General features: G+C 33.9%; 28 protein-coding genes. 23 read left to right on the forward strand and 5 right to left on the reverse strand.

The annotated features are described in order from the left end of the window. Positions 1-10 precede the first annotated feature (10 nt). The 11 genes from CBF37_RS04360 (at position 11) to tagD (ending at position 10,454) form a co-directional block, all read left to right on the forward strand. Positions 11-709: a CpsD/CapB family tyrosine-protein kinase gene (locus CBF37_RS04360; RefSeq protein ID WP_125983504.1), complete on the forward strand. Its 699-nt coding sequence runs from the start codon at positions 11-13 to the stop codon at positions 707-709. Between the two features lie 15 nt (positions 710-724). Further along, positions 725-1,492: a tyrosine-protein phosphatase gene (locus tag CBF37_RS04365; RefSeq protein WP_125983505.1), complete on the forward strand. Its 768-nt coding sequence runs from the start codon at positions 725-727 to the stop codon at positions 1,490-1,492. A gap of 29 nt (positions 1,493-1,521) precedes the next feature. Continuing rightward, entirely contained in the window at positions 1,522-2,127 is a 606-nt protein-coding gene (locus CBF37_RS04370; RefSeq protein WP_125983506.1) for a sugar transferase, read from the forward strand. A gap of 38 nt (positions 2,128-2,165) precedes the next feature. After that, complete coding sequence (locus tag CBF37_RS04375; RefSeq protein WP_125983507.1) at positions 2,166-3,302, forward strand: glycosyltransferase family 4 protein; 1,137 nt, start codon at positions 2,166-2,168, stop codon at positions 3,300-3,302. Between the two features lie 37 nt (positions 3,303-3,339). Then, positions 3,340-4,341, forward strand: a complete 1,002-nt coding sequence (locus CBF37_RS04380; protein ID WP_125983508.1) for a glycosyltransferase — start codon at positions 3,340-3,342, stop codon at positions 4,339-4,341. Further along, positions 4,334-5,620 carry a hypothetical protein gene (locus tag CBF37_RS04385; protein ID WP_125983509.1) on the forward strand — a complete coding sequence of 429 codons (1,287 nt, stop codon included), beginning with the start codon at positions 4,334-4,336 and terminating at the stop codon, positions 5,618-5,620. Before CBF37_RS04380 ends, CBF37_RS04385 begins: the two co-directional genes overlap by 8 nt. Continuing rightward, the gene (locus tag CBF37_RS04390) at positions 5,592-6,563 is read left to right on the forward strand and encodes a glycosyltransferase (protein WP_125983510.1); all 972 of its coding nucleotides are present in this window, start codon (positions 5,592-5,594) and stop codon (positions 6,561-6,563) included. The genes CBF37_RS04385 and CBF37_RS04390 overlap by 29 nt, the downstream gene beginning before the upstream one ends. A 3-nt stretch (positions 6,564-6,566) precedes the next feature. After that, positions 6,567-7,982, forward strand: a complete 1,416-nt coding sequence (locus CBF37_RS04395; RefSeq protein ID WP_125983511.1) for an oligosaccharide flippase family protein — start codon at positions 6,567-6,569, stop codon at positions 7,980-7,982. A 10-nt stretch (positions 7,983-7,992) separates the two neighbouring features. Next, the gene (locus tag CBF37_RS04400) at positions 7,993-9,165 is read left to right on the forward strand and encodes a nucleotide sugar dehydrogenase (protein ID WP_125983512.1); all 1,173 of its coding nucleotides are present in this window, start codon (positions 7,993-7,995) and stop codon (positions 9,163-9,165) included. A 114-nt stretch (positions 9,166-9,279) separates the two neighbouring features. Next, complete coding sequence (locus tag CBF37_RS04405; protein ID WP_125983513.1) at positions 9,280-10,032, forward strand: ATP-grasp fold amidoligase family protein; 753 nt, start codon at positions 9,280-9,282, stop codon at positions 10,030-10,032. 14 nt (positions 10,033-10,046) lie between these two features. Beyond that, positions 10,047-10,454: a glycerol-3-phosphate cytidylyltransferase gene (gene tagD / locus CBF37_RS04410; RefSeq protein WP_125983514.1), complete on the forward strand. Its 408-nt coding sequence runs from the start codon at positions 10,047-10,049 to the stop codon at positions 10,452-10,454. A gap of 478 nt (positions 10,455-10,932) precedes the next feature. Here the strand turns inward: tagD and CBF37_RS04415 are convergent, their stop codons facing one another. The 4 genes from CBF37_RS04415 to CBF37_RS04430 all read right to left on the reverse strand — a co-directional run bounded on the left by CBF37_RS04415 (position 10,933) and on the right by CBF37_RS04430 (position 12,478). Then, positions 10,933-11,277, reverse strand: coding sequence for a hypothetical protein (locus CBF37_RS04415; protein WP_125983515.1), 345 nt, complete (start codon positions 11,275-11,277; stop codon positions 10,933-10,935). 165 nt (positions 11,278-11,442) lie between these two features. Then, complete coding sequence (locus CBF37_RS04420) at positions 11,443-11,655, reverse strand: DUF2922 domain-containing protein (protein WP_125983516.1); 213 nt, start codon at positions 11,653-11,655, stop codon at positions 11,443-11,445. A 23-nt stretch (positions 11,656-11,678) separates the two neighbouring features. Next, positions 11,679-11,888 (reverse strand): DUF1659 domain-containing protein, encoded by a 210-nt coding sequence (locus CBF37_RS04425; RefSeq protein ID WP_125983517.1) that lies wholly within the window; start codon positions 11,886-11,888, stop codon positions 11,679-11,681. An 86-nt stretch (positions 11,889-11,974) separates the two neighbouring features. Then, positions 11,975-12,478, reverse strand: a complete 504-nt coding sequence (locus CBF37_RS04430; RefSeq protein ID WP_125983518.1) for a sigma-70 family RNA polymerase sigma factor — start codon at positions 12,476-12,478, stop codon at positions 11,975-11,977. 212 nt (positions 12,479-12,690) lie between these two features. On the opposite strand from CBF37_RS04430, the gene CBF37_RS04435 reads away from it, so the two are divergent. From CBF37_RS04435 to CBF37_RS04480, 10 genes are all read left to right on the forward strand, one after another. Continuing rightward, entirely contained in the window at positions 12,691-13,455 is a 765-nt protein-coding gene (locus CBF37_RS04435; protein ID WP_125983519.1) for a hypothetical protein, read from the forward strand. A gap of 46 nt (positions 13,456-13,501) precedes the next feature. After that, on the forward strand, positions 13,502-14,302 hold the full coding sequence (gene recX, locus CBF37_RS04440) for a recombination regulator RecX (protein WP_125983520.1): 801 nt from the start codon (positions 13,502-13,504) through the stop codon (positions 14,300-14,302). Then, positions 14,299-15,519 (forward strand): A/G-specific adenine glycosylase, encoded by a 1,221-nt coding sequence (gene mutY, locus CBF37_RS04445; protein ID WP_125983521.1) that lies wholly within the window; start codon positions 14,299-14,301, stop codon positions 15,517-15,519. Before recX ends, mutY begins: the two co-directional genes overlap by 4 nt. A gap of 105 nt (positions 15,520-15,624) precedes the next feature. After that, complete coding sequence (ntdP, locus tag CBF37_RS04450) at positions 15,625-16,158, forward strand: nucleoside tri-diphosphate phosphatase (protein ID WP_125983522.1); 534 nt, start codon at positions 15,625-15,627, stop codon at positions 16,156-16,158. Positions 16,159-16,535: 377 nt separating this feature from the next. Continuing rightward, positions 16,536-16,667 (forward strand): teichoic acid D-Ala incorporation-associated protein DltX, encoded by a 132-nt coding sequence (locus CBF37_RS04455; protein ID WP_125983558.1) that lies wholly within the window; start codon positions 16,536-16,538, stop codon positions 16,665-16,667. A 15-nt stretch (positions 16,668-16,682) separates the two neighbouring features. Further along, on the forward strand, positions 16,683-18,197 hold the full coding sequence (dltA, locus tag CBF37_RS04460) for a D-alanine--poly(phosphoribitol) ligase subunit DltA (protein WP_125983523.1): 1,515 nt from the start codon (positions 16,683-16,685) through the stop codon (positions 18,195-18,197). Next, positions 18,197-19,420: a D-alanyl-lipoteichoic acid biosynthesis protein DltB gene (dltB, locus tag CBF37_RS04465; protein ID WP_125983559.1), complete on the forward strand. Its 1,224-nt coding sequence runs from the start codon at positions 18,197-18,199 to the stop codon at positions 19,418-19,420. The genes dltA and dltB overlap by 1 nt, the downstream gene beginning before the upstream one ends. A gap of 31 nt (positions 19,421-19,451) precedes the next feature. Then, a complete protein-coding gene (gene dltC / locus CBF37_RS04470) occupies positions 19,452-19,688 on the forward strand; it encodes a D-alanine--poly(phosphoribitol) ligase subunit DltC (RefSeq protein ID WP_125983524.1) in 237 nt (78 codons plus the stop codon). Beyond that, a complete protein-coding gene (gene dltD / locus CBF37_RS04475; protein WP_125983525.1) occupies positions 19,685-20,950 on the forward strand; it encodes a D-alanyl-lipoteichoic acid biosynthesis protein DltD in 1,266 nt (421 codons plus the stop codon). Before dltC ends, dltD begins: the two co-directional genes overlap by 4 nt. Positions 20,951-20,988: 38 nt before the next feature. After that, positions 20,989-21,624 (forward strand): lysozyme family protein, encoded by a 636-nt coding sequence (locus CBF37_RS04480; protein ID WP_125983526.1) that lies wholly within the window; start codon positions 20,989-20,991, stop codon positions 21,622-21,624. A gap of 20 nt (positions 21,625-21,644) precedes the next feature. Here CBF37_RS04480 and CBF37_RS04485 read toward each other — a convergent pair whose 3' ends face one another. Next, positions 21,645-22,544 (reverse strand): polysaccharide deacetylase family protein, encoded by a 900-nt coding sequence (locus CBF37_RS04485; RefSeq protein WP_125983527.1) that lies wholly within the window; start codon positions 22,542-22,544, stop codon positions 21,645-21,647. 147 nt (positions 22,545-22,691) lie between these two features. Between CBF37_RS04485 and recJ the strand changes: the two genes are divergently transcribed. Continuing rightward, complete coding sequence (recJ, locus tag CBF37_RS04490; RefSeq protein ID WP_165866633.1) at positions 22,692-25,016, forward strand: single-stranded-DNA-specific exonuclease RecJ; 2,325 nt, start codon at positions 22,692-22,694, stop codon at positions 25,014-25,016. Further along, positions 25,013-25,525: an adenine phosphoribosyltransferase gene (locus CBF37_RS04495; RefSeq protein ID WP_125983529.1), complete on the forward strand. Its 513-nt coding sequence runs from the start codon at positions 25,013-25,015 to the stop codon at positions 25,523-25,525. Before recJ ends, CBF37_RS04495 begins: the two co-directional genes overlap by 4 nt. The last annotated feature ends 31 nt before the right edge of the window (positions 25,526-25,556 follow it).

Below are 25,556 nucleotides of genomic sequence, written 5' to 3' on the forward strand. Positions count from 1 at the left end.
GGAGGAAAAAATGGGGAAAAAAGAAAAGAATAATTTGACTCGTCCAAAAGGATCAGCGCTATTTACAATTGCTGATCCTAAATCGCCGACGTCAGAACAATATAAAACCTTAAGAACCAATATCAAGTTTGCCCAAGTCGACCAGCCGATTAAAACACTGGTTGTGACATCACCAGGAGCTTCGGAGGGGAAATCAACAACAGCCTCTAATCTAGCGATTACTTTTGCCCAAGTCGGCATGAACACACTATTGATTGATGCTGATATGCGCCGTCCAACGTGTCATATGACATTTGGTTTGGATAATGGCGTTGGTTTATCTAATCTTTTGACTGTTCGTAGTATGTCACTAAATGATGTCACGCAGGCATCAGGTGTTGAGAATCTATCCGTCATAACCAGCGGACCTAAATCACCAAATCCATCGGAGTTATTGGCTTCTGTCAGAATGCGTAAAGTGATTAAATTAGTCAGTGAATTTTATGATTTTGTGATATTTGATATGCCGCCTGTTGTTCAGGTAACTGATGCACAATTAATTGCATCACAAGTTGACGGCGTTATTTTGTCAGTCCGTGAGGGAGTTACTAATAAAGTTATGGCACAAAAAGCAGTTTCCTTATTAGATCAGGTACAGGCCAACATCTTAGGTGCAGTGTATACTGGAGTCGAGGATACTCAAGGTTACTACGCTTACTCATATAGTTAGAAAGGAATGTACAAGATGTCAATTGATATTCATTGCCACATATTACCGGGAATAGATGATGGAGCGAAAACGATTGAAGATTCGAAGACTATGGCGCGTGCTGCCGTGGCTGAAGGAATCACTCATATTCTTTGTACACCCCATCATAACAATGGCGTTTTTGATAATGATAAGTACGATGTCATTGATTATGTGAAGACACTGCAAGAAGCACTTGATGAGGATGGCATCCCGCTTATCCTTATGGAAGGTCAGGAAGTTCGCCTTTCTGGTGATATAATGGAACGTATCAAAAACGATACGATTCTCTTTGCTGATTTAAGTGATCGTTATATCTTGATCGAATTTCCGGCCGCAATTATCCCGACATATGCCGAACCTATTTTGTTTGAGATGTGTACTCAAGGTATGACACCGATTATTGTTCATCCAGAGCGGAACTCTGCGATTATCAAGAATCCTAATGCCTTGCTGCCGTTTATCGAGATGGGCTGTATCTCGCAAGTGACCAATGCCAGTTACGTCGGCACCTTTGGTAAAAATATCGAGAAAACAGCTGAAATACTAATCAACTGTAATATGGCGCATGTCTTAGCATCTGATGCTCATAATACCGGTCGCCGTGGCTTTTATACCAAAGAAGCCGAAGCAAAATTGTTAAAACAGTTTGGTGAAGAGAAAGTAATGTTCTTCGAACAAACTGCAAAAGATATCATCAACGGTGATTATACACAGACTTTGCCGGAAAAAGAGTATCACAAGAAATTTTTAGGGTTGTTTTAGAAGAAAATTGTTGGTTGGAGTGAAAAAGTATGGAAAGTGAAGCGATTATGGAAAAAAGCGGATATCTCATAGCGAAAAGAATATGTGATTTTTTTATTGGAATTATAGGATTTATTCTCTCTTTGCCGATAATCTTAATTTTTTGTGTGATTATCCGATTAGAAAGTAAAGGCAGTCCACTGTATCTGCAAAAAAGGGTTGGCAAAAACGGCCGAGAGTTTACATTAGCTAAGTTGCGTTCAATGAGAATGGATGCTGAAAAAGATGGGCCTAAATGGGCAGATAAAGAAGATAATCGTGTAACAAAAGTTGGCAGTTTCATTAGGAAGACTAGAATTGATGAGTTACCTCAATTTTTTAATTTAATTACTGGAGATATGAGCTTGATTGGACCTAGACCAGAAAGACAAGTTTTTATAGATGAGTTCTTAGAGTATATTCCTGATTTTAATGATCGTTTAAAAGTTAAACCTGGAATAACCGGGTATGCTCAAGTAAACGGAGGATACGAGATAACGCCTAAAGAAAAATTGAAACTAGATAAAATCTATATAGAAAATCTATGTTTCAAAATGGATCTAAAGGTTTTTTTTGATACAATTCGAGTGGTTATTACTGGAAATGGTGCCAGATAAAAATTATCGTATAAGTTTATGTAGGGGAGAAGTTAAGTTTGAAAAAAGTTTTATTTGTAGCAACGGTTGTGAAAGGCCATATTGACGTTTTTCATATACCGTTTTTAGAGGAATTTAAAAAAAATGGTTGGGAAGTTCATGTAGCTGCAAAAAATAATTATGATAATGCAGAAGAATGTGTGATTCCTTTTTGCGATAAATTTTTTGACATCCCATTTGAGAGAAGTCCGCTTGGAAAAAATAATATTTCTAGTTATCAATTACTTAAAGGAATTATTCAAGAAGGAAATTATGAAATTATTCATTGTCATACGCCTGTTGGTGGGGCATTAACAAGACTAGTCGCTAAGAATTTGAAGAGCTTATCGTCAAAAATTATTTATACAGCGCACGGTTTTCATTTTTTTAAAGGGGCCCCATTAAAAAATTGGTTAATATTCTACCCAATCGAAAAATATTTATCAAAGTATACAGATACATTAATAACTATTAATCAAGAGGACTATGATATTGCAAAAAAAAAATTTTATTGTCATGATGTTAAACTAGTTCCAGGTGTTGGGGTAGCTGGAAGTAAGTTTTATGAACTAAGTGACGAGAAAAAGCAAGAAATATTTAAATTAAACAATTTGGATAGAGACAAATTCTATTTAATTTACATTGCTGAATTATCAAATCGTAAAAATCAAATGTTTTTACTAGAGGCGATGAAAAAATTGAAGGTTATTGATTCCAGTATTGTTTTATTACTTGTTGGTATGGGTGATAATTATGAACTTTATAAAAAGTTTATTAAGCGTGAAAGGTTAGAAAGTAATGTAAAGCTGTTAGGCTATAGAAAAGATATTAATAATTTAATAAATATATCTGATATAGTTGTTTCAAGTTCGAAACAAGAAGGATTACCAGTCAATTTAATTGAGGGAATGACTGTTGGAAAACCACTTGTTGTTTCTGATGTTCGAGGAAATAGAGACTTGGTAATAAATAATGAAAATGGATTTACTTATAGGTTAAGTGAGCAAAAAGAATTTTTAAACTATATTCTTTTTTTACGCAGTGATAAAGAAAAATACAGAAAATTTCAATGTGAGAGTCAATCTTTAGCAACTAATTATAATTTAAACCATATCATGTGTGATATGAGAGGAATTTATTTTAAGCCCCGAAGTTAGGAAAATTGATCTATTTGTTATTAGACAGGAGAAATTTATGAAGGTAATGCATCTTTTATATAGTAATTGTTTTGGTGGAGCTGAAAAAGTGGCGATGGATTTAATGACTATTTCTAATCCATTTGTAAAGAGTATCTATGTTTCTAAGGAAGGAAAGATCTCTGAGCACCTTAAGTCAAGAGGATTAGAATATCATTTAGTAGACAAATTTAATTATTTTGAATTAAAAAATATTGTAAAAAGAAATAAAATAGATGTTATTCACGCACATGATTTTAAAGCAAGTATTATGGCAAATCTACTCGGTGTTAAAGTTATTTCTCATATACATCAAGAGCCAAAGTGGATTAATAAAATGAATTTAAATAATTTTTTATATGGGATAAATACTATTTTTTTTTCACATATTGTTGTTACATCAAACAATTTAGTAAAGCAACTAAATTACACCAACAAAGTAGTTCTTTTAAATAACTTTGTTGACGTACCGGATGAATTTTACTCTACTGATAGAAAAATGAAAAGATTTGATTTTATTTTTGTTGGAAGATTGGAAAAAGAAAAAAATCCTATGGGATTTGTCGATTTTGTTCAACAAATGAATAACTATGGAAATTTCAGTGCAGCAATAGTTGGAGATGGGACCGAAAAGAATACTATCGAATCATATATAAAAAAATATCATCTTGATATTAAACTATTCGGATTTCAGAAAAATCCGTATGTATTAATGAGTAAATCTAATTTCTTAGTGAACACTTCTGAACGTGAAGGTTTCGGACTAGTAATTATAGAAGCAATGCAAATGGGGGTACCAGTAATTAGTGGTTCAAATATTGGTGGTGTTTCTACATATTTTAATGCAAGTAATCATATAAATATAGAGTTTCCTGAAGAGTCCTTTGCAAAAAAAATCAAAAATATTATTAATAATGATAACTTGTATGGTTCTTTATCAAAGAATTCATATGATTTAGGTGTGTCTTTTAAGGATACAGAAAAAATTTATAGAACATTGTTTGAGGTGTACAATGACTAAAAAAATATCTTATTTTCGACTTTTTATCTATTTTTTTGTTATGTTTTATTTACTTTATATGCCTGAGCTATTTCAACTTTTTGGATTACCAATTCGAAGTCAATTAGTAGTAATTTTTATTGATTTTGTCATAGCTTTTAGAATTTTATTTCGTCTATCTTTAAATAGAAAAACATATTTTGAATGGGATAGGAATTCTAGTTTTTTGATTTTTGGTATTTTGTTATCAGCATTATATTTTTCATTTGTTGCACTTATAAATGGATACAATCCACGTATTCTTCAAAATTTATTTATTATTTTTCAGTTATTACCAATACTTTATTTTCTTTCTAGATTAAGCCTTTTTCAGTTTAAAATGAAAGATAAGTTTACATTTATTTTTAATATAATTTTATTTCAATGTTGCACCAATATTTTGATGTTGTTTATACCTAGTTTAAAATCAATAGCACTGCAATTATATTATATGGGTAGACCTGAGAATATTTTTATTTCTTCAATGCGTATATATGGTATTAGTAACGATTATACTTTCTTTACTCCAATTTTCCATGGTTTAATGATGGGGATAGCTTTATATCTTTGTTTATTTGAGAAATCGTATAAATTTCTTATTTATATACCATTTTTATTAATTACTACACTACTAAATGGGCGTACAGGTTTGTTTTTAGGTATCTTATTGATGATAATAGTACTTGTTTTTTATTCATCTTTAAAAATTCAAAATCAATTGAAGTCCATTTTAATACTAGCTATAATGGTCGTTTTATTGTCTTTTACAGTTTGGATAGTTAAAATATACAATAATGAAACTTATTTATGGTTTATGGGATCAATTATGGATTTTCGTACTTATATAATATACGGAGAGAAGACGGGGAATTTTAGCATCTTATCTGACATGATAACTCTTCCTAAAGGAATTCACTTGTTATTTGGAAGTGGATACCGTGTATACAGAGAGATAAATGGTATAAGTAATTCTGATATAGGGTTTATCAATGACTTATTTATGGGTGGTTTGATGTATTGCAGTATTTTATACGGAACGTATTTTCTTTTTATTTTCAGATATAAAAATTCAAGCCTAGCATCAATAAAAAAAATTTTAATTAGCACAATGTTGATAACCACATTTGTTATTTCAAATTTTAAGGGTGAAGCATCTAGAGGTGGTTTGATAATTATTGGTATTATTTTATGTAAAAAATTAATTGATGATGTAGTCGATTCGGAGGAAACAAATGATAAGTGTAATCATCCCAATATATAATGAAGACGAAGATTCTTTAAGGGATTCAATAAGTTCTATATTAAACCAAAGTATTAAAGAATTGGAATTAATACTAATATTAGACAATCCAGATTTTAAATTAGGTAAGCAGGTAATGTTGGAATTTTCAGAACTAGATAAGAGAGTTAAACTTATATTTAATGATGAAAATCTTGGGGTAGCTTTGAGTTTAAATCGTGGAATTGAAATTGCTAAATACAAATATATTGCACGACTGGATGCAGATGATATTTCAGTTAGCGATAGATTGGAGAAACAGATTTCGTATTTAGAAAAGCATCAACATATTTCAATGTTATCAGCAAATTGCATTTTAATTGATGATGAGGGACTAGAGATTGGTAAAAAGAGTACAATACCAACTAATCCAAAAGTAATAAAAAAATTATTACCTGTCGGATCAACCATAATCCATTCAAGTGTTGTTTACAGAACAAAAGTAGTAAAGAGCTTAAATGGTTATCGAAAGTTACTTAGTTGTCAGGATTATGATTTATGGTTAAGAATGGTTGATGAAAATTATGAGATAGCTTCGTTAAATGAGTATTTAGTAAAATATCGAATTAGATCCAATAGTATCACTGGTAGTCAATCACTTAGATTGTTATATACCGAGAGATATGTGCGAAAATTGCATAAAGAAAGATTAAATAATAAAACTGATAGTTATTCATTTAAAAATTATATGGAATATTTAGATAGACATGACTTCTTTGATAAAAACAAACAAGCGAAGTATACAAATGCTAGTAATCTCTTAAATAACGGTATTGAACATATAAAGAATAAAAGATTTATGATGGGTGCGAAAAATGTATTAAGAAGTCATTTTAAGGACTTTCGAATTGTAATAAGAGAGTTTAACATTATAAGGTATCTTATTTACAAATTATATCTTAGTATAAGATATAGGAGTGAGTAGTTAATGAATAAAAGAGTCTTAATTAATTTCTCATATCAAGCATTATATCAATTAACATTGATTATTCTACCTATAATAACAATTCCAGTTGTTTCTCATGCTCTAGGCGCACACGGAATAGGAACTTACAATTATATTACTTCTATAGTATCTTACTTTGTTCTTTGTGCAGGTTTGGGTCTAGCTAATTATGGAATTAGGGAAGTAGCTTCAACAAAAAATGATAAGTCAGAATTATCTAATGTTTTTTGGAGCCTCGAGATATTCAATGTAATTATTGCAGTTTGTATGATTATTTTATATTTTATCTTTATATCATTTACTCAAAATAAACAACTGTTTATTATATCCTCCCTTCCATTAATAGCAACGTTATTTGATATCTCTTGGTTTTATTATGGTATTCAAGATTTTAAACATATTACAATTATTAATATTTTTATAAAAATAGTTTCTTTTATATTAATTTTGATATTTATTAATAACTCTAGCGATTTGAATATTTACTTCTTAATTCAAGGATTAAGTATTTTGTTATCTAATTTAGCACTTTGGATTTTTTTACACAATAAAATATCGTTTGTTAAACCGAGTTTAACAAATATTTTTAGTCATTTTAAACCGGCAATGTCATTTTTTATCGGAAAAGCATCAATAACTATTTATACGACATTAAACAAGACCCTTTTGGGAATCCTATCTACAGTTACGGCAGTCGGAATTTATACGAATTCCTTACAATTGGTTCTTATATTTACAACGCTTATCGGAACAGTTGATACGGTATTAATGCCTCATATGACAAGCCTATATAGTGATAATAATGAAAAACAAATGATAAAAGTTATGGAAAAAATGGTTGATTTACAATTATTTTTTTCTATTCCAATAATGTTTGGAATTATTCTTGTAAATCCTAAAATGATATTATGGTTTTTCGGAGAAGATTTTAACTATTTAAGGTATACGGTACCTGTTCTTTCTCCGTTAGTTATTATTATGCCACTTGGAATTTCAATTGTTCGTCAATATTTGATGCCGAAAAATATGATTAAAAATTTTAATTATTCCGTTTTAGCTTCAGCTTGTATAGGTTTAATTACGAATTTAATTTTGATACCAAAGATAGGTATTTGGGGAGCCATAGTGGCTACAATTTTATCGGAATGTGTTGTAACTATAATAAGATTAAGAGATCTACTAAAATATTCAAATTTCAAGTTGAATTTAAAAGATATTTTAATATATGTTTTTTGTTCAATCGTGATGTTTATTGGAGCTTTTGTTATATCGATTAATCTTTCTTCAAACGTATGGACTACTTTAATACAAGGTGTTGTTGGATTAGTCATATATTTGATTTTAACAAGTATTTTTAAATCTAATAAAATTTATATGATTCTAAAAAATGTAAGGTAGTGAGGATATAGTGAAAATTTCTGTAATAGGTTTAGGGTATGTTGGTTTAGCTAATTCATTATTATTAGCAAAGAATGAGGATGTAATGGCGTATGATATAATGGAAGATAAAGTAGATCTTTTAAGGCAAGGTTTTTCTCCTATAGATGATGAATATATAATTGAGTTTTTAAAGAAAAAAAAATTAAAAATAAAATATTCGAAAAAATTCAATGAAACAATAAATCATGGAGAATTTTGTATCGTAGCAACTCCAACAGATTATGATGAAAAAAGGAATTTCTTTGATACGTCTTCAGTTGAAGAAGTTATTAGTAAAGGTTTAAAAATAAATCCTAAAATAGTATTTATTATAAAATCAACTGTACCAGTAGGTTTTACTGAACAAATGCGAAAAAAATATACTACTGATAGAATTATTTTTTCTCCTGAATTTTTAAGAGAAGGCAAAGCTTTATATGATAATCTTTTCCCGTCAAGAATTATAGTCGGCGAAAAATCAAAAAGAGCAGAAGTATTTTCTGAGTTGTTAGCAAGAAATTCAGAAGTTAATTATAGTGATATTCCGGTATTATTAACGAATTCAACAGAGGCGGAGGCAATAAAATTATTTTCGAATACATATTTAGCTATGAGAGTTTCATACTTTAATGAACTAGACACTTATGCGGAAACTAGAGGACTAGATAGCAGACAAATTATTGAAGGTGTAGGTTTGGATCCGCGTATCGGGGCACATTATAATAATCCTTCTTTTGGTTATGGTGGGTATTGTCTGCCTAAAGATACTAAACAGTTATTAGCTAATTATAATGATGTGCCTAACAATATTATTAAAGCAATTGTCGATTCGAATTCTACAAGAAAAGATTTTATTGCAGGGCAAATATTGATGAGGAATCCAAAGATTGTAGGCATTTTTAGATTGACTATGAAATCAAACTCTGATAATTTTAGATATTCATCAATACAAGGAATAATGAAACGTTTAAAGTCTAAGGGAATCGAAGTAGTCGTTTATGAACCTGCTCTAAATTCTGATAATTTTTTTAATTCGAAAGTAATAGAGGATATTAATGAATTTAAAAACATATCAGATGTTATTGTTGTAAATCGATACGAAGACGAATTAAGTGATGTAAAAAATAAAATTTATACAAGAGATATATTCTTAAGAGATTAGAACGGGGTATGTAAATAAAATGATTAAATCAAGAATTAAGACATTTATTAATAACTATTTCCCAGTTTTTAAAACAAAAGTAATTTATAACTCTAAAATGGAAAAAAATTAGATTTGAAAAATCCAGAGTGGTTTTCTGAGAAAATTAATTGGTTAAATCTATACTATTATAAAGATTATAAACCGGCAATTTATTTAGGAGACAAAATAGGTCTAAGGGAATTTATTGAAAGTAAAGAATTAGAAAAGTTTTTAGTTCCTTTAATTGGAACTTTTTATGATATTAATGATATCCAGTTTTTAGAGTTACCTAATCAATTTGTGGTGAAGAAATCAAATGCTTCAGGTATGAATATAATTGTTAAAGATAAATCTCAAATAGTGGAATCTAATTTAATGTCTCGGCTAAATAAATGGATGAAAACCGATTATGGGTCTGTTTCTGGTGAGAAACATTATAGTAAAATGGAACCAAGAATTATGATTGAAGAGTATTTAGAAGACATTTGTAGAGAATATCAATTCTTTATATTTAATGGAAAAGTAAAAAGCATGGCAATTATAAATTTTGCTTTTAACGACTATTACGAAGAGGGCTTAATTACTTCAAAATCTATTGATGAGAAAATTAATATGGAAATTAAACAATTAGAATCATTTGAAATAAAAGAGTTACTAAATAAATTATGTGATATTGATTATTTGAAAGAAATACCATTCTTTAGATGTGATCTAATTGAAACAAAAAGTGGAAAAATTTATATTGGTGAATTTACATTTACACCTGGTAATGGATTAAATACTTCAATGTCAAAAGAACAACAATTAGAATGGGGTAAATACTTGAGATTACCCTTAGATGATTAACTAGAGGTGAAAACATGAGAAAAGTTATTACATATGGGACGTTTGATTTACTGCATTACGGTCATATCAATCTATTACGTCGTGCTAAAGAGCAAGGTGATTACCTGATTGTTGCGTTGTCGACAGATGAATTCAATTGGGATCAAAAACAGAAGAAATGCTATTTTGATTATGAAAAACGAAAGATGCTTTTAGAAGCTATCCGCTATGTCGATTTGGTTATTCCTGAAGAACGCTGGGATCAAAAGGTGACAGACGTCGATGAGTTTAAGGTAGATGTGTTTGTAATGGGGGATGACTGGAAGGGTAAATTTGATTTTGTCAAAGACACGGGTGCTGAAGTAATCTATCTTGAGCGCACACCAGAGATTTCAACTAGTCAGATCAAAAAAGACCTACATGAGAAAGACCATAAAAAATAATTTTAAAAGCAAGCGGTTGTCCGTTTGCTTTTTTTTCTTTTTATAAAATTTATTTTTTGTTATTTAATTAATTTCATTTTGTTATGTACATTTGTTAATCACTAATTAAAATGTTTTACATTTCTTTTTTATAAATAAATGTCCGATAAAAATGTATAAAAGACAAACTTGTTTTTATTTTTTGTTATTTTATGAATTATGTAACTAAATAAACTGTTTTACCTGTTGAATTTTTTAAAAAAAAGAGGTAAGATACTTTTGTTGTATTAACTCGTTATTTGTTTTATAATTAAACATAATATTCTTGTGAGTTAGTATGTTTAGAGTATTCGGGGGATGCCTAATTGTCAATGGTTAGTTATCTATTGATTTTAATAGATAAAAAAATCGTCTCAAGTATTAATATGAAGGGGAGTTAGTACTTGTTATTCATTTGACACATAAAAACACCACTGCAACTATGCAGTGGTGTTTTTTGTTATTTGTCTAATAAGGGGGCTAATACATCAGGTAATGTTGTCTTTTCATGGAGTGCGACAAATTCTGGTTGTCCGTCTGTCAATGTTTTGTTATGGGGACCGAAAAACTGTTTTAAAAGCATCGCTAGTTCATGGTTAAAGGTGCTGATGTTCTCAGGTCCACAGCTCATTAAGAGTTCGTTATCCTCATTAAAAACGGCACAGGCGGCAAGTTGGATATGATCGGACACTAAATCAAACATGTCGGCATTGTGATGTAGGGCGTATATTTTATAGATAATCAGTGTGTGCTGGTTATTTGATTTGCTTGTTTTGATACTGATAAAGTTTTTGTTTGTTGTCATGGTCTCAACCTTTTCTCTTTTTAATACTTATCCTATTATATACTACACAATTGATTATTTCATTTTTTTTGATTGTATTGGTTAAAAGCCAAACACCCAATCAGCCGCTGCTGATCGGGTGTTTTTATCGTTAGGAAAAAGAATAATTCTTAATGAAGTTTTGTTTTAAAAAATATCTGTGATGATGGTTTCGGTATAGTGAGCTGATTTTGGTTCTTGATAGAGTGCGACATTATCTTTGGCAAAGATATTTAAGGCGGAGATGTCATCCATTGCTTTTTTTACTGTCTCTGCGGTTAAGTCTTCTTTAGCGATAGTTGGTTTTATAGAGGCTTGTTTGCCACTGCTTGTTTTAAAGGTCATTGTCAGTTTTTTCATGGGTTTCTACCTGCTTTCTTTTATTATAATGTATGACGAGTACTTTCAACGATAAGTATATGGTTAAGAGGTTCTTCCGCGGTAGCCAAGCCGCCAATGATTTTAGCAAATGATACAATGTCTTCATGACTAGCCTCCTCAGTTAATTGGCTGATAGCTTGTTTCTGGATCTTTTCTCCGGCTAAGTTGTCATAGACTAGTTGAACTTTCTTTTCTTCAAAAGTTGGTTGCATCTACTTCACGTCCTTTTTGTTTTTTTGTTTTGTAAGTTGCGCGCCCTACACTATTATTAACGAAATCCGCGCCCGTTTTGTAAACCCTATTTTGCAAAATATTTTAAATATTTTTTTGCTACCCCGTAGCGCCACTTATATACCGCGGTTCTGCTGACTTGATATTTTTTTGCGAGCTCTTTAATTGAGAGGTCATTTACGTAAGATTCACGTAAATATATTTTTTCGTGTTCGGTCAGATGGGGAGCTAAAGTGTCAATTAATTCACTGACGGCAATTGTTTCTTCGTCAAAGTCAGCAACTATTCGTGTGGTTTCGGGCAAGTCATCGTTGGTCTCAAGAACTGCTTGCCGTCTTGCTTCTTTACGGATTGTGTCGATTATCTCCCAGTAAATGCGCTGATAGACATAGTTATGAAAAGCACTGAGTGATTTGTTTTCTGCGATAAACTCTCGGTAGGATTCAATTAAAACGATGCGACTAGTTTGCAGGTGATCCTCAAATTCGGGATGATGCGGCCGAATGTGGCATCTTTTTAAAGCACCAAGGATTAGTACATGATAATTATTGATTAATTCTTCTTCTGTCATCGTTGCCTGTCCTTTTTTGTTTTATTTGTGAGTGACCGGCCGGTCGAAAGAAGTATAGCTTATATGTTTTTAATCACATTTGACAAAAAACGCACAAACATGTCGATAATCGCCTTTAATTAGATGGATTTTTTCTTTTAATAATAAAAATAACGTGTTATGATACTTTTGTAACAAACATTGCAAACAAAAGAAAAAGGGGACGAATTTTTATGGATGATAGTTATAAAATAGATTTGTATACGGAATTATGCATCGGGGAGATTGTCGAGTATAACGATTTGTCACGTTTAATTGAAAGCGCTATTATAAAACATGGTGTATCATTATCATCTGATACGTTACTAGCAATTGATGTGTCAGGTAATAAAGCAACCGACTGCAAGACACTGATTATTAATTATAGCGGGCTGCCTATTTTGACTTGTCGCACGAGTCGGGAGTTATTAAAGGAATTCAGCAAACGCTGTATCTACTCTCACGAGATGATGGCTGCCATTGTCAATTTAAGTCAGCGTAAGAAATTCCGTAAATTTCCGGTCATGGCCTTTGAAACGCTTTTCATGTTATATGACAGCTGCAAACGTAATGATACGACATTTGTCAATGTCTGTCATATTGATAACTTAACCCCCAGAAAAAATTGTCAGCTTCCCTACTTAACCTTTACTAATGGGTTAGAAATCTCCACTCCATTTAATTACCGTAGTGTCAAAAACAAGATATGGTGTGCTGCGAGTTGTTATGTTTACTTTTTTGCAAGTGAGATGGCAATATTGGAACAATCACATGTGAAAAAAATTATTCTTGAAAACTGGCATGGTCGTTATGTCAGAGAAAACACACAAAAAGTCAATAAGCTTCTGGAAGGGGTTAATTACCGTGACTTCGATTTTTTTAAGAGTGCCATTCATGGCAGACAGTATCTAGCTGATCGTAGTTTATTTGATAAGTGGCATGATATTATGTTTCTTTAAATCAGATATGCTATAGTGGTAACAGCTGAAAAAGAGGTGTCACACTATGGAAATTATTGCATTAGTTAAAAAACTAAAAGGTCAAAATTATCGTGTTCGTACAGAATCTGGTTTAAGCTTTGATGTGTCGGAGGATGCGATTGTTCGTCACCGCTTGCTTAAGGGTGAAGAGCTTAATCACGTGGCTATTGAAGCAGTCCGACAAGAAGCGGCTATGACCGTCGGCTATCAAAAGGCCTTATACTATTTAAACACTCAATTGCGTTCAGAAAAAGAAGTGCGCGATTATTTGGTACGCAAAGAAATTGATGAGGGTGCTATTCCTAATATTATCCAGAGGTTAAAGGACTTGACGTTGATTAACGATTTGCTCTATGCGGAAAGCTACGTGAGGACCATGATTCGGACCTCGGATAAAGGACCGATTGTTGTCAGACAACAGTTGAAGAGGCGAGGGATTCAAAAAAATTTTATTGTGCAAGCTTTGGCGCAGTATTCTTTCGATGATCAGACAGCAATTGCGATGCATGTTGCTGAGAAAGCTATGCGCAAGTATGTCCGCAAGAGTCATCAAGAACAAAAGGATAAGACTAGGCAGCAGTTATTTACAAAAGGATTTGAAGCGGATGTTATTCAGTTAGTTATGTCAGAGCTATCGGCAGAGAAAGATACGGTTGCTGAAAGTGCACTTTTAAAAACAGCGGGGGATAAATTGTGGCACAAGCACCGCAAAGTCGAGGGCTACAAACGCAAGCAGAAAGTTATCGCATCACTGATGCAAAAGGGATTCAGTTATGATGATATCCAGCATTATCTGCGCGAGAAAGAGTTGGAAGAAAGCGAATGAGCGAGCAAAAAACAATGTGGAACCAGTCAAAAGTTGAAGATTTTCAAGATAGTCTGCTGACCTGGTACGATCAAGAAAAACGCTTACTACCTTGGCGGGAGGACACTAACCCCTATCGTGTCTGGGTATCTGAGATTATGCTACAGCAAACACAAGTCGCCACCGTTATTCCTTATTTTTACCGATTTATGGAGTGGTTTCCGACAATTCAAGAGTTGGCTGAAGCCCCTGAAGAGAAATTACTAAAAGCTTGGGAAGGCCTAGGGTATTATTCACGCGTCAGAAATATGCAAAAGGCGGCGCAAATGATGGTTGAGGATTTTGGCGGTCAGATGCCGGATACAATTACGGATATTATGTCGCTGAAAGGGATTGGGCCTTATACTGGCGGTGCTATAGCGAGTATTGCCTTTAATTTGGCAGAGCCCGCAATAGATGGGAATGTCATGCGTGTGTATAGTCGTCTCTTTTGTATTGCCGATGATATTGCGCAAGCAAAAAGCCGTAAAGTCTTTGACCAAGTAGTTAGAGAGACGATGTCACAGGTACGACCTGGTGATTTTAACCAAGCCTTGATGGATTTAGGGTCAAATATCTGCAATCCGACAGCGCCCAAATGTGACGAATGTCCGCTAAAGGACTATTGTCAGGCGTATACTGAGCAGCGGCAGACAGCTTTTCCGGTTAAGACTAAAAAAGTTAAGGCCGTGCCAGTGTATTATATTGGACTGGTTGTAAAAAATCAGTTGGGCGACTATTATATGGTCCAAAGGCCTAGTGATGGTTTATTAGCCAATCTTTGGACATTTCCACTTGTTGAAGTATCAGCTGACGAATACGCAGCGATGAAGAAAGCGTGGCAAGTCTATTTAAAAACCTGCCAAATAGAGGAGGCTGAAATAACTAAGATTAGTTTATTTGACCGAGTTGCTGAAGAAACAGCGGATGATTACTTGCTTGAGGTTAATAAAAGGCTCATTGATAATCTGCCGAAACAAGCCGATGTTATTTGGCAGACACAGCCGGCTGGTGAGGTAACTCATTTATTTAGCCACCGCAAGTGGCATATCTTAGTCGCTTACGGTCAGAGTATAGAAGAAAACAGCCGATTATTTGATTTATCGGGGACATGGATAGCTGAAAGCGAGTTTCAACGCTACCCATTTCCAAAGCCCCAAGAAAAAATGTTGGATATTCTTGTAAAAAAAGGATATTAATAGTGCCTATCGAAATTATTTTGTGATATAATAACTCTGATATCGGTGTAATGAAACACCCTAATGGAAAATTTGGCTGAGATAGTCAAGGAAAGTAGGGTCAGTATGCGTGTACCAAAAGAAGGAGAGTTTATTACTATCCAGAGTTACAAGCATGATGGCAGTTTACATCGAACTTGGCGTGATACCATGGTACTTAAGACTAGTGAGTGTTCTTTAATCGGTATGAACGATCATACCCTGGTGACAGAATCTGACGGCAGACGATGGGTGACGCGAGAACCGGCTATTTTGTATTTCCATACAAAGTATTGGTTCAATATAATTGCTATGATACGCGAGAGAGGAGTTTCTTATTATTGTAATTTGGCATCGCCTTATGTATTAGATGAAGAAGCATTAAAGTATATCGATTATGATTTAGATATTAAAGTGTTTCCTGATGGTGAGAAACGGTTGCTTGATGTAGATGAGTACGAAGATCATCGAAAAAAAATGCAGTATTCCAGTGAAATTGATTTAATTCTTAAAGAGAATGTCAAGATTCTGGTCGACTGGATTAATAATAAAAAGGGTCCTTTTTCAGATGAATATGTAGAAATCTGGCATGAACGATATCAGCAGTTATCAAGACGGTAGTAAGATGCTATTGTGTATCCAACAAAGAGTGAGTGGGCTTGTAGGTTTGCCTGCTCTTTTTTTTTGGAAAAAGAGCAGGATTTTTAGTGAAAATGATTGAAAAATGTTAAGATTCTAGTATACTCTTAGTGTTATTCAGTGAGGTATGCTCGGAAAAAATATAAACAGATGCTTTTATTCTGTCTTCTAAGTAGAAAAAACATGCGTTTTATGCTTTAATTAATGGGAAGGGTGACTGGAAATAAGTCTTAAGTCCTAGAAAAAAATCCTACTGATGCGTGGTGCTATGAAGAGATAGGCATGTTAGGCTATTGCATAGAAAAGCGAGATGAACAAAAGGGGAGGATAGCATGAAGAAAAAAAAAGAAGAGAAGCCGATGACTCGAAAAAAATATTGGCTGGTTTTCGCCGGTAAAACATTACTTTATGCGGCAATATTGGTTGGTCTGATTTACTTGTATCACTACAGCCACGTTGGAGGCGGAACGTTTATCTACAATCAATTTTAGGGTGAGGTGAAATCGATGAATCATATTATCGAACGAATAAAAAAATGGTCAGTTACGTATCCTGAGAGATTATGTTTCGATGGTGAAAACGATCAGTTAAGTTATAAAGAGCTTGAAGAGTCATCTAATCGATTGGCAAGCTTTTTAATGGAAAATTATCCAACTAAGCAAGGTATTATTGTTTACGGTGGACAAACAAGTCAAATGGTTGTTAGTTTTTTAGCCTGTACCAAAGCGGGACATGGCTACATACCAGTAGATGCACACACACCACTTGATCGCTTAGAATTAATCGTCAATGAATCTGGTGCTGCGGCTGTTATTTCTGTTGCAGATTGGAAACTGGAATCAAAAGAAAATGTCATTGAGTGTGAACAGTTGAAGAAAATCTGCCGACTAGATCCAGTTGCTCATGAGTTAAATCCAGTTGTAGGTGATGATGTTTACTATACGATATATACATCTGGAACTACCGGAAGGCCAAAAGGGGTTCAGATTACATATAACAACTTGAAAAGTTATACAGATTGGATGGAAACAGATTTTAATCTGACTGAAGGACAACGTTTCTTGTGCCAAGCACCATTTTCGTTTGACCTGTCTGTCATGGATTTATATCCGTCATTATTATTAGCAGGTACATTAGTGCCTTTAGAAAAAAATGTTATCGAAAATTTCCCAAAATTATTTAAAGCATTACCTGAAATGTCTGTCAATGTCTGGGTATCGACACCGTCGATGGTTGAAATCTGCTTGTTAAGTCCAGATTTTGATGGAGAACATCTAACAACAATAGAAAACTTTTTATTCTGTGGTGAAGAATTACCACGTCAAACGGCTATTAAGTTAATGGAACGTTTTCCAAAAGCATATGTTTATAATACATATGGTCCGACAGAAGCGACTGTTGCGATTACTGAAGTATTGTTATCAAAAGAAATTTTAGATAAATATGATCGATTGCCATTGGGTCGTGTTAAAGCTGATACAAAATTAGTGATTTTAGATGAGTCTGGTGAAGCAGTAGCAGAAGGCGAGCCAGGTGAGATTATTATTGTTGGCCCAAGTGTTTCTATCGGGTACTTTAATAATCTTGAAAAGACAACAGAAGCATTCTTTAAATACAATGATGAGCAAGCTTACCGGACGGGTGATGTTGGTATCATTGATGACGGTTATTTGTTTTATCGTGGTCGAATTGACTTCCAAGTAAAATTAAATGGCTTTAGAATTGAGTTAGGTGATATTGATCATCATTTGATGTCACTTAGTGGTATTGAGAATGCTTGCGTTGTACCGAAATACAATCGATTAAATAAAGTGCAGCAACTGATTGCGTATGTAACTGTCAAACCGCCTTTTAGTTCGATGGAACAAAAAGAGATGGTAAAAGAAATCAAAATACAGCTAGGCGATTTAGTTATGGACTATATGATTCCACATAAATATGTGGTTGTCGAAGCTTTGCCATTGACAGCAAACGGTAAAGTCGATCGTAAATTATTGATGCAAGAGGTGAATGGTAAATGATGGGTGAACTAGCAAATTGGTTTCCTCATCTAACACCATATGAAAAACCATATTATTTTGTTTTAATTGCAATTTTGGCACTGCCGTCTGTTATCTTTTCTTTAAGAGGTAAACGAATCCTGTGGTATCAAAACTTGATTACGCTTGTATTTTTATGGATGAGTTTTGCTGGACCAAACAGCCGTCAAGGAATTGCCTTGATTGTTTATGTTATTTGGCAATGCGTATTGACTAAAATTTACTTTGAGTATCGGAAAAAAGATAATAAGACAAGTTGGTTTGTTATTGCTGTTTTATTAAGCTTGTTGCCGATGATTATTATCAAACTAGAGCCGTTTACTATCGGGCGTACGTTGTTTGGCTTCTTAGGGTATTCTTACCTGACGTTCAAGTCAGTACAAGTTATCATGGAAATGCGTGATGGGTTAATCAAAGAGTATAAGATGAGTTACTATATTCAGTTTTTACTCTTTTTTCCAACGATTTCATCCGGTCCGATTGACCGATATCGCCGCTTTCTTAAAGATTTACAGACACCGCCTGATGCTGAGAAATATACTGAGCTACTAAATAAAGGGATTTTTTCAATCTTTTTAGGTTTCTTATATAAATTTATTATTGGATATGCATTAGGTAGTCAGTTATTGCCACATGTTCAGAGTTTTGCTTTAAGTGACACTGGTGTTGTGATGGGAACAATCGGCTATATGTATGTCTACAGCTTGTATCTGTTCTTTGATTTTGCTGGTTACAGTTTATTCGCAGTCGGAACGAGTTATATTTTAGGCTATGAAACACCGGTTAACTTTAATAAGCCGTTTATCAGTCCTAATATTAAAGAATTCTGGAATAGATGGCACATGACATTATCATTTTGGTTTAGGGATTATGTTTATATGCGCTTAATGTTTACGCTGATGAAGAAAAAAGTATTTAAGAGTCGGATTGTTGCATCAAACGTCGGCTATTTGGCCTTATTCTTCCTGATGGGATTATGGCATGGTTTAACATGGTATTATATTGTGTATGGTTTATATCATGCATGTTTAATTATAATTAATGATGCGTGGATTCGTTATAAGAAGAAACGTAAAAATAAATTACCAAGCAATAAGTTCACGCATGCTTTTTCTGTGTTTATCACCTTTAATGCAGTATGTTTTAGTTTCCTGATTTTTTCAGGATTCTTGGATGTTTTGATTAAACACTTTTTTGGAGCTTAAAATTTAATTTAAAATAGGAGATGGCAATTTTATGGATACAAAAGAAACGATTTTATCAATTTTAGAAGACTTAACAGGTGAGGATTTAAGTAACCAGTTAGATTTAGACTTATACGACGAAGGTATCTTAGATTCAATGGGAACTGTTCAAATGCTTGTAGAAATTGATGGACAATTAGGAGTAACTGTACCAGTTTCTGAATATGAACGTGAAGAATGGGGAACACCACAACAAATTATTGATAAAGTTATTGCTTTACAATCATGATTTTTTGGAAAAAATTATGGACGGCTATTGGTCCACTGATAGCGGCTTTCATTTTAGTTGGAATACTCTTTATTTCCCCGCTTCGCTCTTTTGATAAGCCGTCTTCAAAATCAATGCTGAAAGCATCATCATCTATGTCAACAAATATTTTAAAAGGTGATAATGTAAAAAATGCTGCGATGGCGACAGGAGACTATTTACCGTTCTTTGGATCATCAGAATTAAGCCGAATCGATGCGTTTCATCCATCGGTTTTGGCTGAGAAGTACGATCGTCCGTATACACCTTTTTTATTAGGTGCACCAGGGACGCAATCATTGACTCATTTCTTTATGCTGAATTCAATGAGTAAAGAAATGAAAAATCAAAAGATTGTGTTTATCATTTCTCCACAATGGTTTGTTAAAAATGGTGTTGGACAAGGGATGTTCTCATTGTTTTATTCACCATTGCAATCAATGCAGTGGTTAGACGAGATGGATAAACCTGATGAAAATGATAAATACTTAGCTAAACGTTTGTTGAAGTTTAGTAGTGTCAAATCAGATACTGAATTAAAAAATATTTTAAAACATATTGAAGAGGGAAAAGAATTAACCCGTGCGGAAAGAAAGTCTGCAGCTTATCGTTTTAGAATGCTTAAAAATGAAGACAAGTTATTTAGTAAATTTGTCTTGAAAGATCGCAATGAAAAAATTCGTAATCAAGCGAAAAAGTTGCCGATGACATACGATTATGACAAGTTGGATAAATTGGCTAACGAACTGGGTGAGGCTGGGACAAATAATAATGAGTTTGAGATTAGCAATAGTTTTTATACTAACCGTATTTTACCGGCTAAAAAGAAATTAAAAAATTCTCAAACAGATTTTAATTATGTGTCCTCACCAGAATTTGGTGATTTCCAACTGGTACTGAATCAGATTGCTGAGCAAAATATTGATGCGATGTTTGTTATTCCACCAGTCAATGAGCGCTGGTCAGACTATACCGGTCTATCAACGGATATGTTGGATACATTCAGTAAAAAAATCAATGAACAGTTGCGTTCGCAAGGATTCGAACACGTGGTTGATTACACTAATAAACGAGATGTTCCTTATTTCATGCAAGACACGATTCACATTGGTTGGGTTGGCTGGTTGAACATGGATACTGAATTGCAAAAATTCTTAAAAGAGACACATCACTTAGATTATAAAATTGATTCAAAAAAATATTTAAGTAACGAATGGCGTACAAAATATAACGATTCTTATTAGACTGTATCAGCTTAATTTAGAAAGGTTCCGTACATGTTATGACGAGAAAAAAACGGTGGCTAAAAAGACTTGGGGTAACGTTTTTACTAATGATTGGTTGTTTTGTTAGTGTAACGATGTTTACGATTTATCGTCAAGTACAACAGGTGATGAAATGGCAAACAGAAGTTAATGCTGCTAGTAAAAAATACGGCATCGAAGAGTATAGTGATATCGCCCTAGCAATTATTTTCACTGAGTCTAAGGGTGAGCATGTGGATTTGATGCAAAGTAGTGAAAGTCGTTATGGCATTAGAAATCAGATTTCAACTACTGAGGAGAGTATCGACTCGGGGACAGAGCACTTGGCGGAAGTTATAAAAGTCGCGCAAGATAAAGATTGCGATATTTGGACTGCTGTACAAGCGTATAATTTTGGTACAAGTTATATTAACTATGTTGCTGATAGAGGACATGTTGATTCGATAGATACGTCAAAGACTTACTCGCGAGATGTGTTGGCGCCTTTACTGGGTAATGAGAAGAAGGAGACCTACTTTTATAAGCATCCGCTAGCGTTAATCAATAATCGTGGCAGGCTTTATAAAAACGGTGGCAACTTTCTCTACTCACAGACAGTGAAATTAAATTTATTTTTTCTAACTATTTTTGGAGATTTAAAAAGCAGCGGATGATTTAATCATCTGCTGCTTTTTTATTGACTTGCATTCAATACGGCACCAAAGGCTTCGCCAGATAGCCCTGGATTAATTCGTACACGTTTTAAGGCATACATGCCGTCTGATTTACGTGCTAAACCTGGTTCTGTTGTTAAAGCTAACTTATAACCGGTTTCTGCTGCTATTTTTTGGACACGTTCATCATAGCGTCCTGCTGGGTAGCAGAGCATCATGGTTTCTTGATCTAACTCTTTGTTGAGATAATTTTTTGAGTCTGTTAACTCTGTCCTGATTTGTTCTTCAGAGAGAGTATTCAAGTCTAAGTGGCTGACGGTGTGGCTTTCAATATCGATCAAGTCGCTATTTTTCATTTCTTTCATTTGGTCTACATTAAAGTAATTACTGGACCCCATTTTCGATGTAATATAATTGATGGTCGCATTTTGAGATAATTCTTTAAGCACAGGAAAACCATCAGTAAAATTATTTAGATAGCCGTCATCTAAAGTTACCCACACAATTTTGTCAGCGGGTGCCTTATTTTCAGTTAAGACGATATAGGCTTCTTCGGTGGTTAGTGTATAGTAGCCATTGTCCTTCAGCCACTGCATATGTTCTTTAAATTCTGCTGGGGGAACTTTTAATGTATTGCCGTCATTTGTTGACATTAGGCTATGATACATTAGAATTGGAAAGGCAATTTCGGCTTCGCTTTTTTTCCATTTGGCTGTGTCAATCTTATGTTCATTTTTTGTTGTATTATTGGTTGTCTCAACTGTTGATGTTTGGTTAGTCTTAGCCGATTTTTTCGGTTGTTTTATTGTTTGTGATGTCTGCTCGGTTTTTATGACATGTTGCTTTGTATATACAAAGTAACCAATAACTGCGACTTCAGTTGCTAGCAGTAGTGAAACAATCCATATCCACTTTTTCATAGCACGCTCCTTTTTTAAAACTAGTGTAACAAACTAGACAAAGAGTGACAAGGGATAAATAATTGTGAGTTGTGGGTATTTGTGATAAAATTTAAAAGTTGAGGACGATGGCAGTCCTTTTTTGAGTTTTTAAAAGGGGTGTTATTTTTGAGAGAGTCAGAATATAAATGGGAACAGTTAAATCAAGACGTGCGAAATGACGAGCTAACTGCTGCGCTGAAAGACTGTGGGCTATCGGAAAATTTAGTGCCGTTCTTAATTCATCGTGGTATTAATACAGCCAATGAATTATCTGTTTTTTTAAATCCATCACTTGAAGATTTGCATGATCCATTGCTACTTCATGATATGGATAAAAGTATCAAGCGTGTGCAAGATGCTGTAATGAATGATCAGAAGATTTTGATTTACGGTGATTATGATGCTGATGGAATTACAAGTACAACTGTTATGAAAGATACTCTGGAATTGATTGGTGCCAACGTTAGTTATTATTTGCCGAATCGTTTTAAAGATGGGTATGGACCTAATCTTGCAGTGTATCAAGACATGATTGAAAATCAGGGTGTTCAATTAATTATTACAGTTGATAATGGTGTTAGCGGACATGAAGCTATTGCTTATGCAAAAGCACAAGGCGTTGATGTCATTGTTACGGATCATCATGAACTACCGGATACTTTGCCAGATGCGTTTGCGATTGTTCATCCAAAACATCCTGAGAGTAATTATCCATTTAAAGAGTTAGCCGGTGTTGGAGTTGCCTTTAAATTTGCTACGGCTTTATTAGGGGAGACACCGCTTGAATTGATAGATCTAGTTGCAATTGGTTCTATCGCAGACATGGTCCCACTAGTAGGTGAAAACCGCTCATTAGTTAAATTAGGGATAGACATGATGAGGCAGTCAGACCGAGTCGGCTTACATGCTTTAGCAGAACTAGCCGGAACACCACTTCAAGAAATTAATGAAGAGACTATCGGTTTTCAGTTTGCCCCGCGGTTAAATGCGCTTGGTCGTTTAGGCGACGCTTCTCCTGGGGTAGAATTGCTGTCTACGTTTGATGAAGAAAAAGCTGCAGCCTTAGCAGAGTTTATTCAGACAACAAACGTGAAAAGACAAGAAATTGTCAGTGAGATTACAGAAGAAGCTCTAAAAATGCTGGCAACAGAACAAGAGCAGCCGATGAATATTTTGGTTAAAGATGGTTGGCATGAGGGTGTTTTAGGGATTGTCGCAAATAAAATTGTTAAAACAACGCATAAACCGACACTTGTCTTAACCAGAAATAGCGATACGGGCATCATTAAGGGTTCTGGCCGTAGTATTGAAGCAGTAGATTTGTTTAAGTTGTTAAATCAAGTTAAGGATTTATTATTAGGTTTTGGTGGTCATTACATGGCTGCTGGGCTCTCTTTTGAAGCTGACAAACTTGACTTGATCAAAGATAAATTAAATCAAATTTTGCGAGCAAGCGATATTGATTTGAGTCAAAAGGATGTCTTAGTGATTGATGAGTCGCTGCATCCACAAGAAATATCAATCACAGAAATCAAACGATTTGATAGTTTACGACCATTTGGGATGGATAATCCTATACCGACTGTTCGAGTTGTCGGTAATCAAATCAATCAGTTGAAACAAATCGGCTCAGATAAGTCTCACTTAAAATTTGAGTTAGACAATTCTGGTAGTAAGCTCGATTGTATTGGTTTTTCTATGGGAAACCAGCTGACTGAACTGCTGGATGGCGACCAATATGAAATTGTTGGACAGTTATCTATTAATGAATGGAATGGTCGACAAAAACCGCAGTTAATGGTGAAGGATTTCAAGGTTGATGGTATGCAGATTTTGGATATTCGTGGTAAAAAATACCATGCGTCATTAATACAAAATGATAGCTGTATCAACATTTACTTTGATGAAAAATTTAAAGATAGTTACACAGACTTGCCTAATTTATTATGGTTTAATGACCTCTCCGCTGATAGCAGCTATCAACGGCAATTGACGGATAGGTCGATTGTTATTTTGGACTGTCCACCAAGCATGGAGGTTGCTGAAGAATTATTCAGTTACTGTGACTTAAACCGTATTTATATTAAAGCAGACGTCGATTTCGATCATTATATGCAGGGGATTCCTAATCGGACTGATTTTGGGAAACTTTTTAAAGTAATTAAACAATTTCCTACTTTTGATATTCGATATAAATTACCCGACCTAGCCCGTTATTTAAAAATTGATAAGAACCAGTTAATTTTTATGATTAAAGTGTTTTTTGAATTAGGATTTGTTACAATAGATGATGGCGTGATGTCAATGGTTGAAAACCCTACACAACACCCATTAACAGACAGTAAAGAGTATCAAGCATATTTAAAACGCATAGAAGCAGAAAAGCTATTTGTTTATAGTGATGTCTCTGATATTAAGAAATGGCTTTTATTACAGGAGGAAGCACGATGAATTTAAAAGATTATATAGCGAGTATCCCAAATTACCCGGTGGAAGGTGTCACATTTCGTGATATCTCACCATTGATGGGTAACGGTGCGGCATATCAAGAAGCAACCAATCAAATTGTCGAATACGCACGAGAAAAAGGTGCTGAGATGGTTGTAGGACCAGAAGCTAGAGGCTTTATTATTGGTTGTCCAGTAGCGTATGAGTTGGGAATCGGTTTTGCACCAGCACGGAAAAAAGGCAAGTTACCTCGCGAAACAATTGAAGTTAGTTACGGTCTAGAGTATGGCGAAGCAACACTAGCCTTGCATAAGGACGCTATTAAGCCAGGTCAAAAAGTAATTATTTGTGATGATTTACTAGCAACAGGTGGTACAATTGCTGCAACAATTAAACTGGTTGAGCAGCTAGGTGGCGAAGTCGTAGGATGTGCTTTTCTAATTGAATTAATGGATCTTAAAGGTCGCGATAAAATAAATAATTATGATATTTTAGCTTTAATGGAATACTAAAAGAAAGAAGCAATAACAATTATCTTGGCAT

Origin of the sequence: Vagococcus vulneris (genome assembly GCF_003950515.1) — a bacterium.
In the GTDB taxonomy this organism is placed as follows: Bacteria; Bacillota; Bacilli; order Lactobacillales; family Vagococcaceae; genus Vagococcus; species Vagococcus vulneris.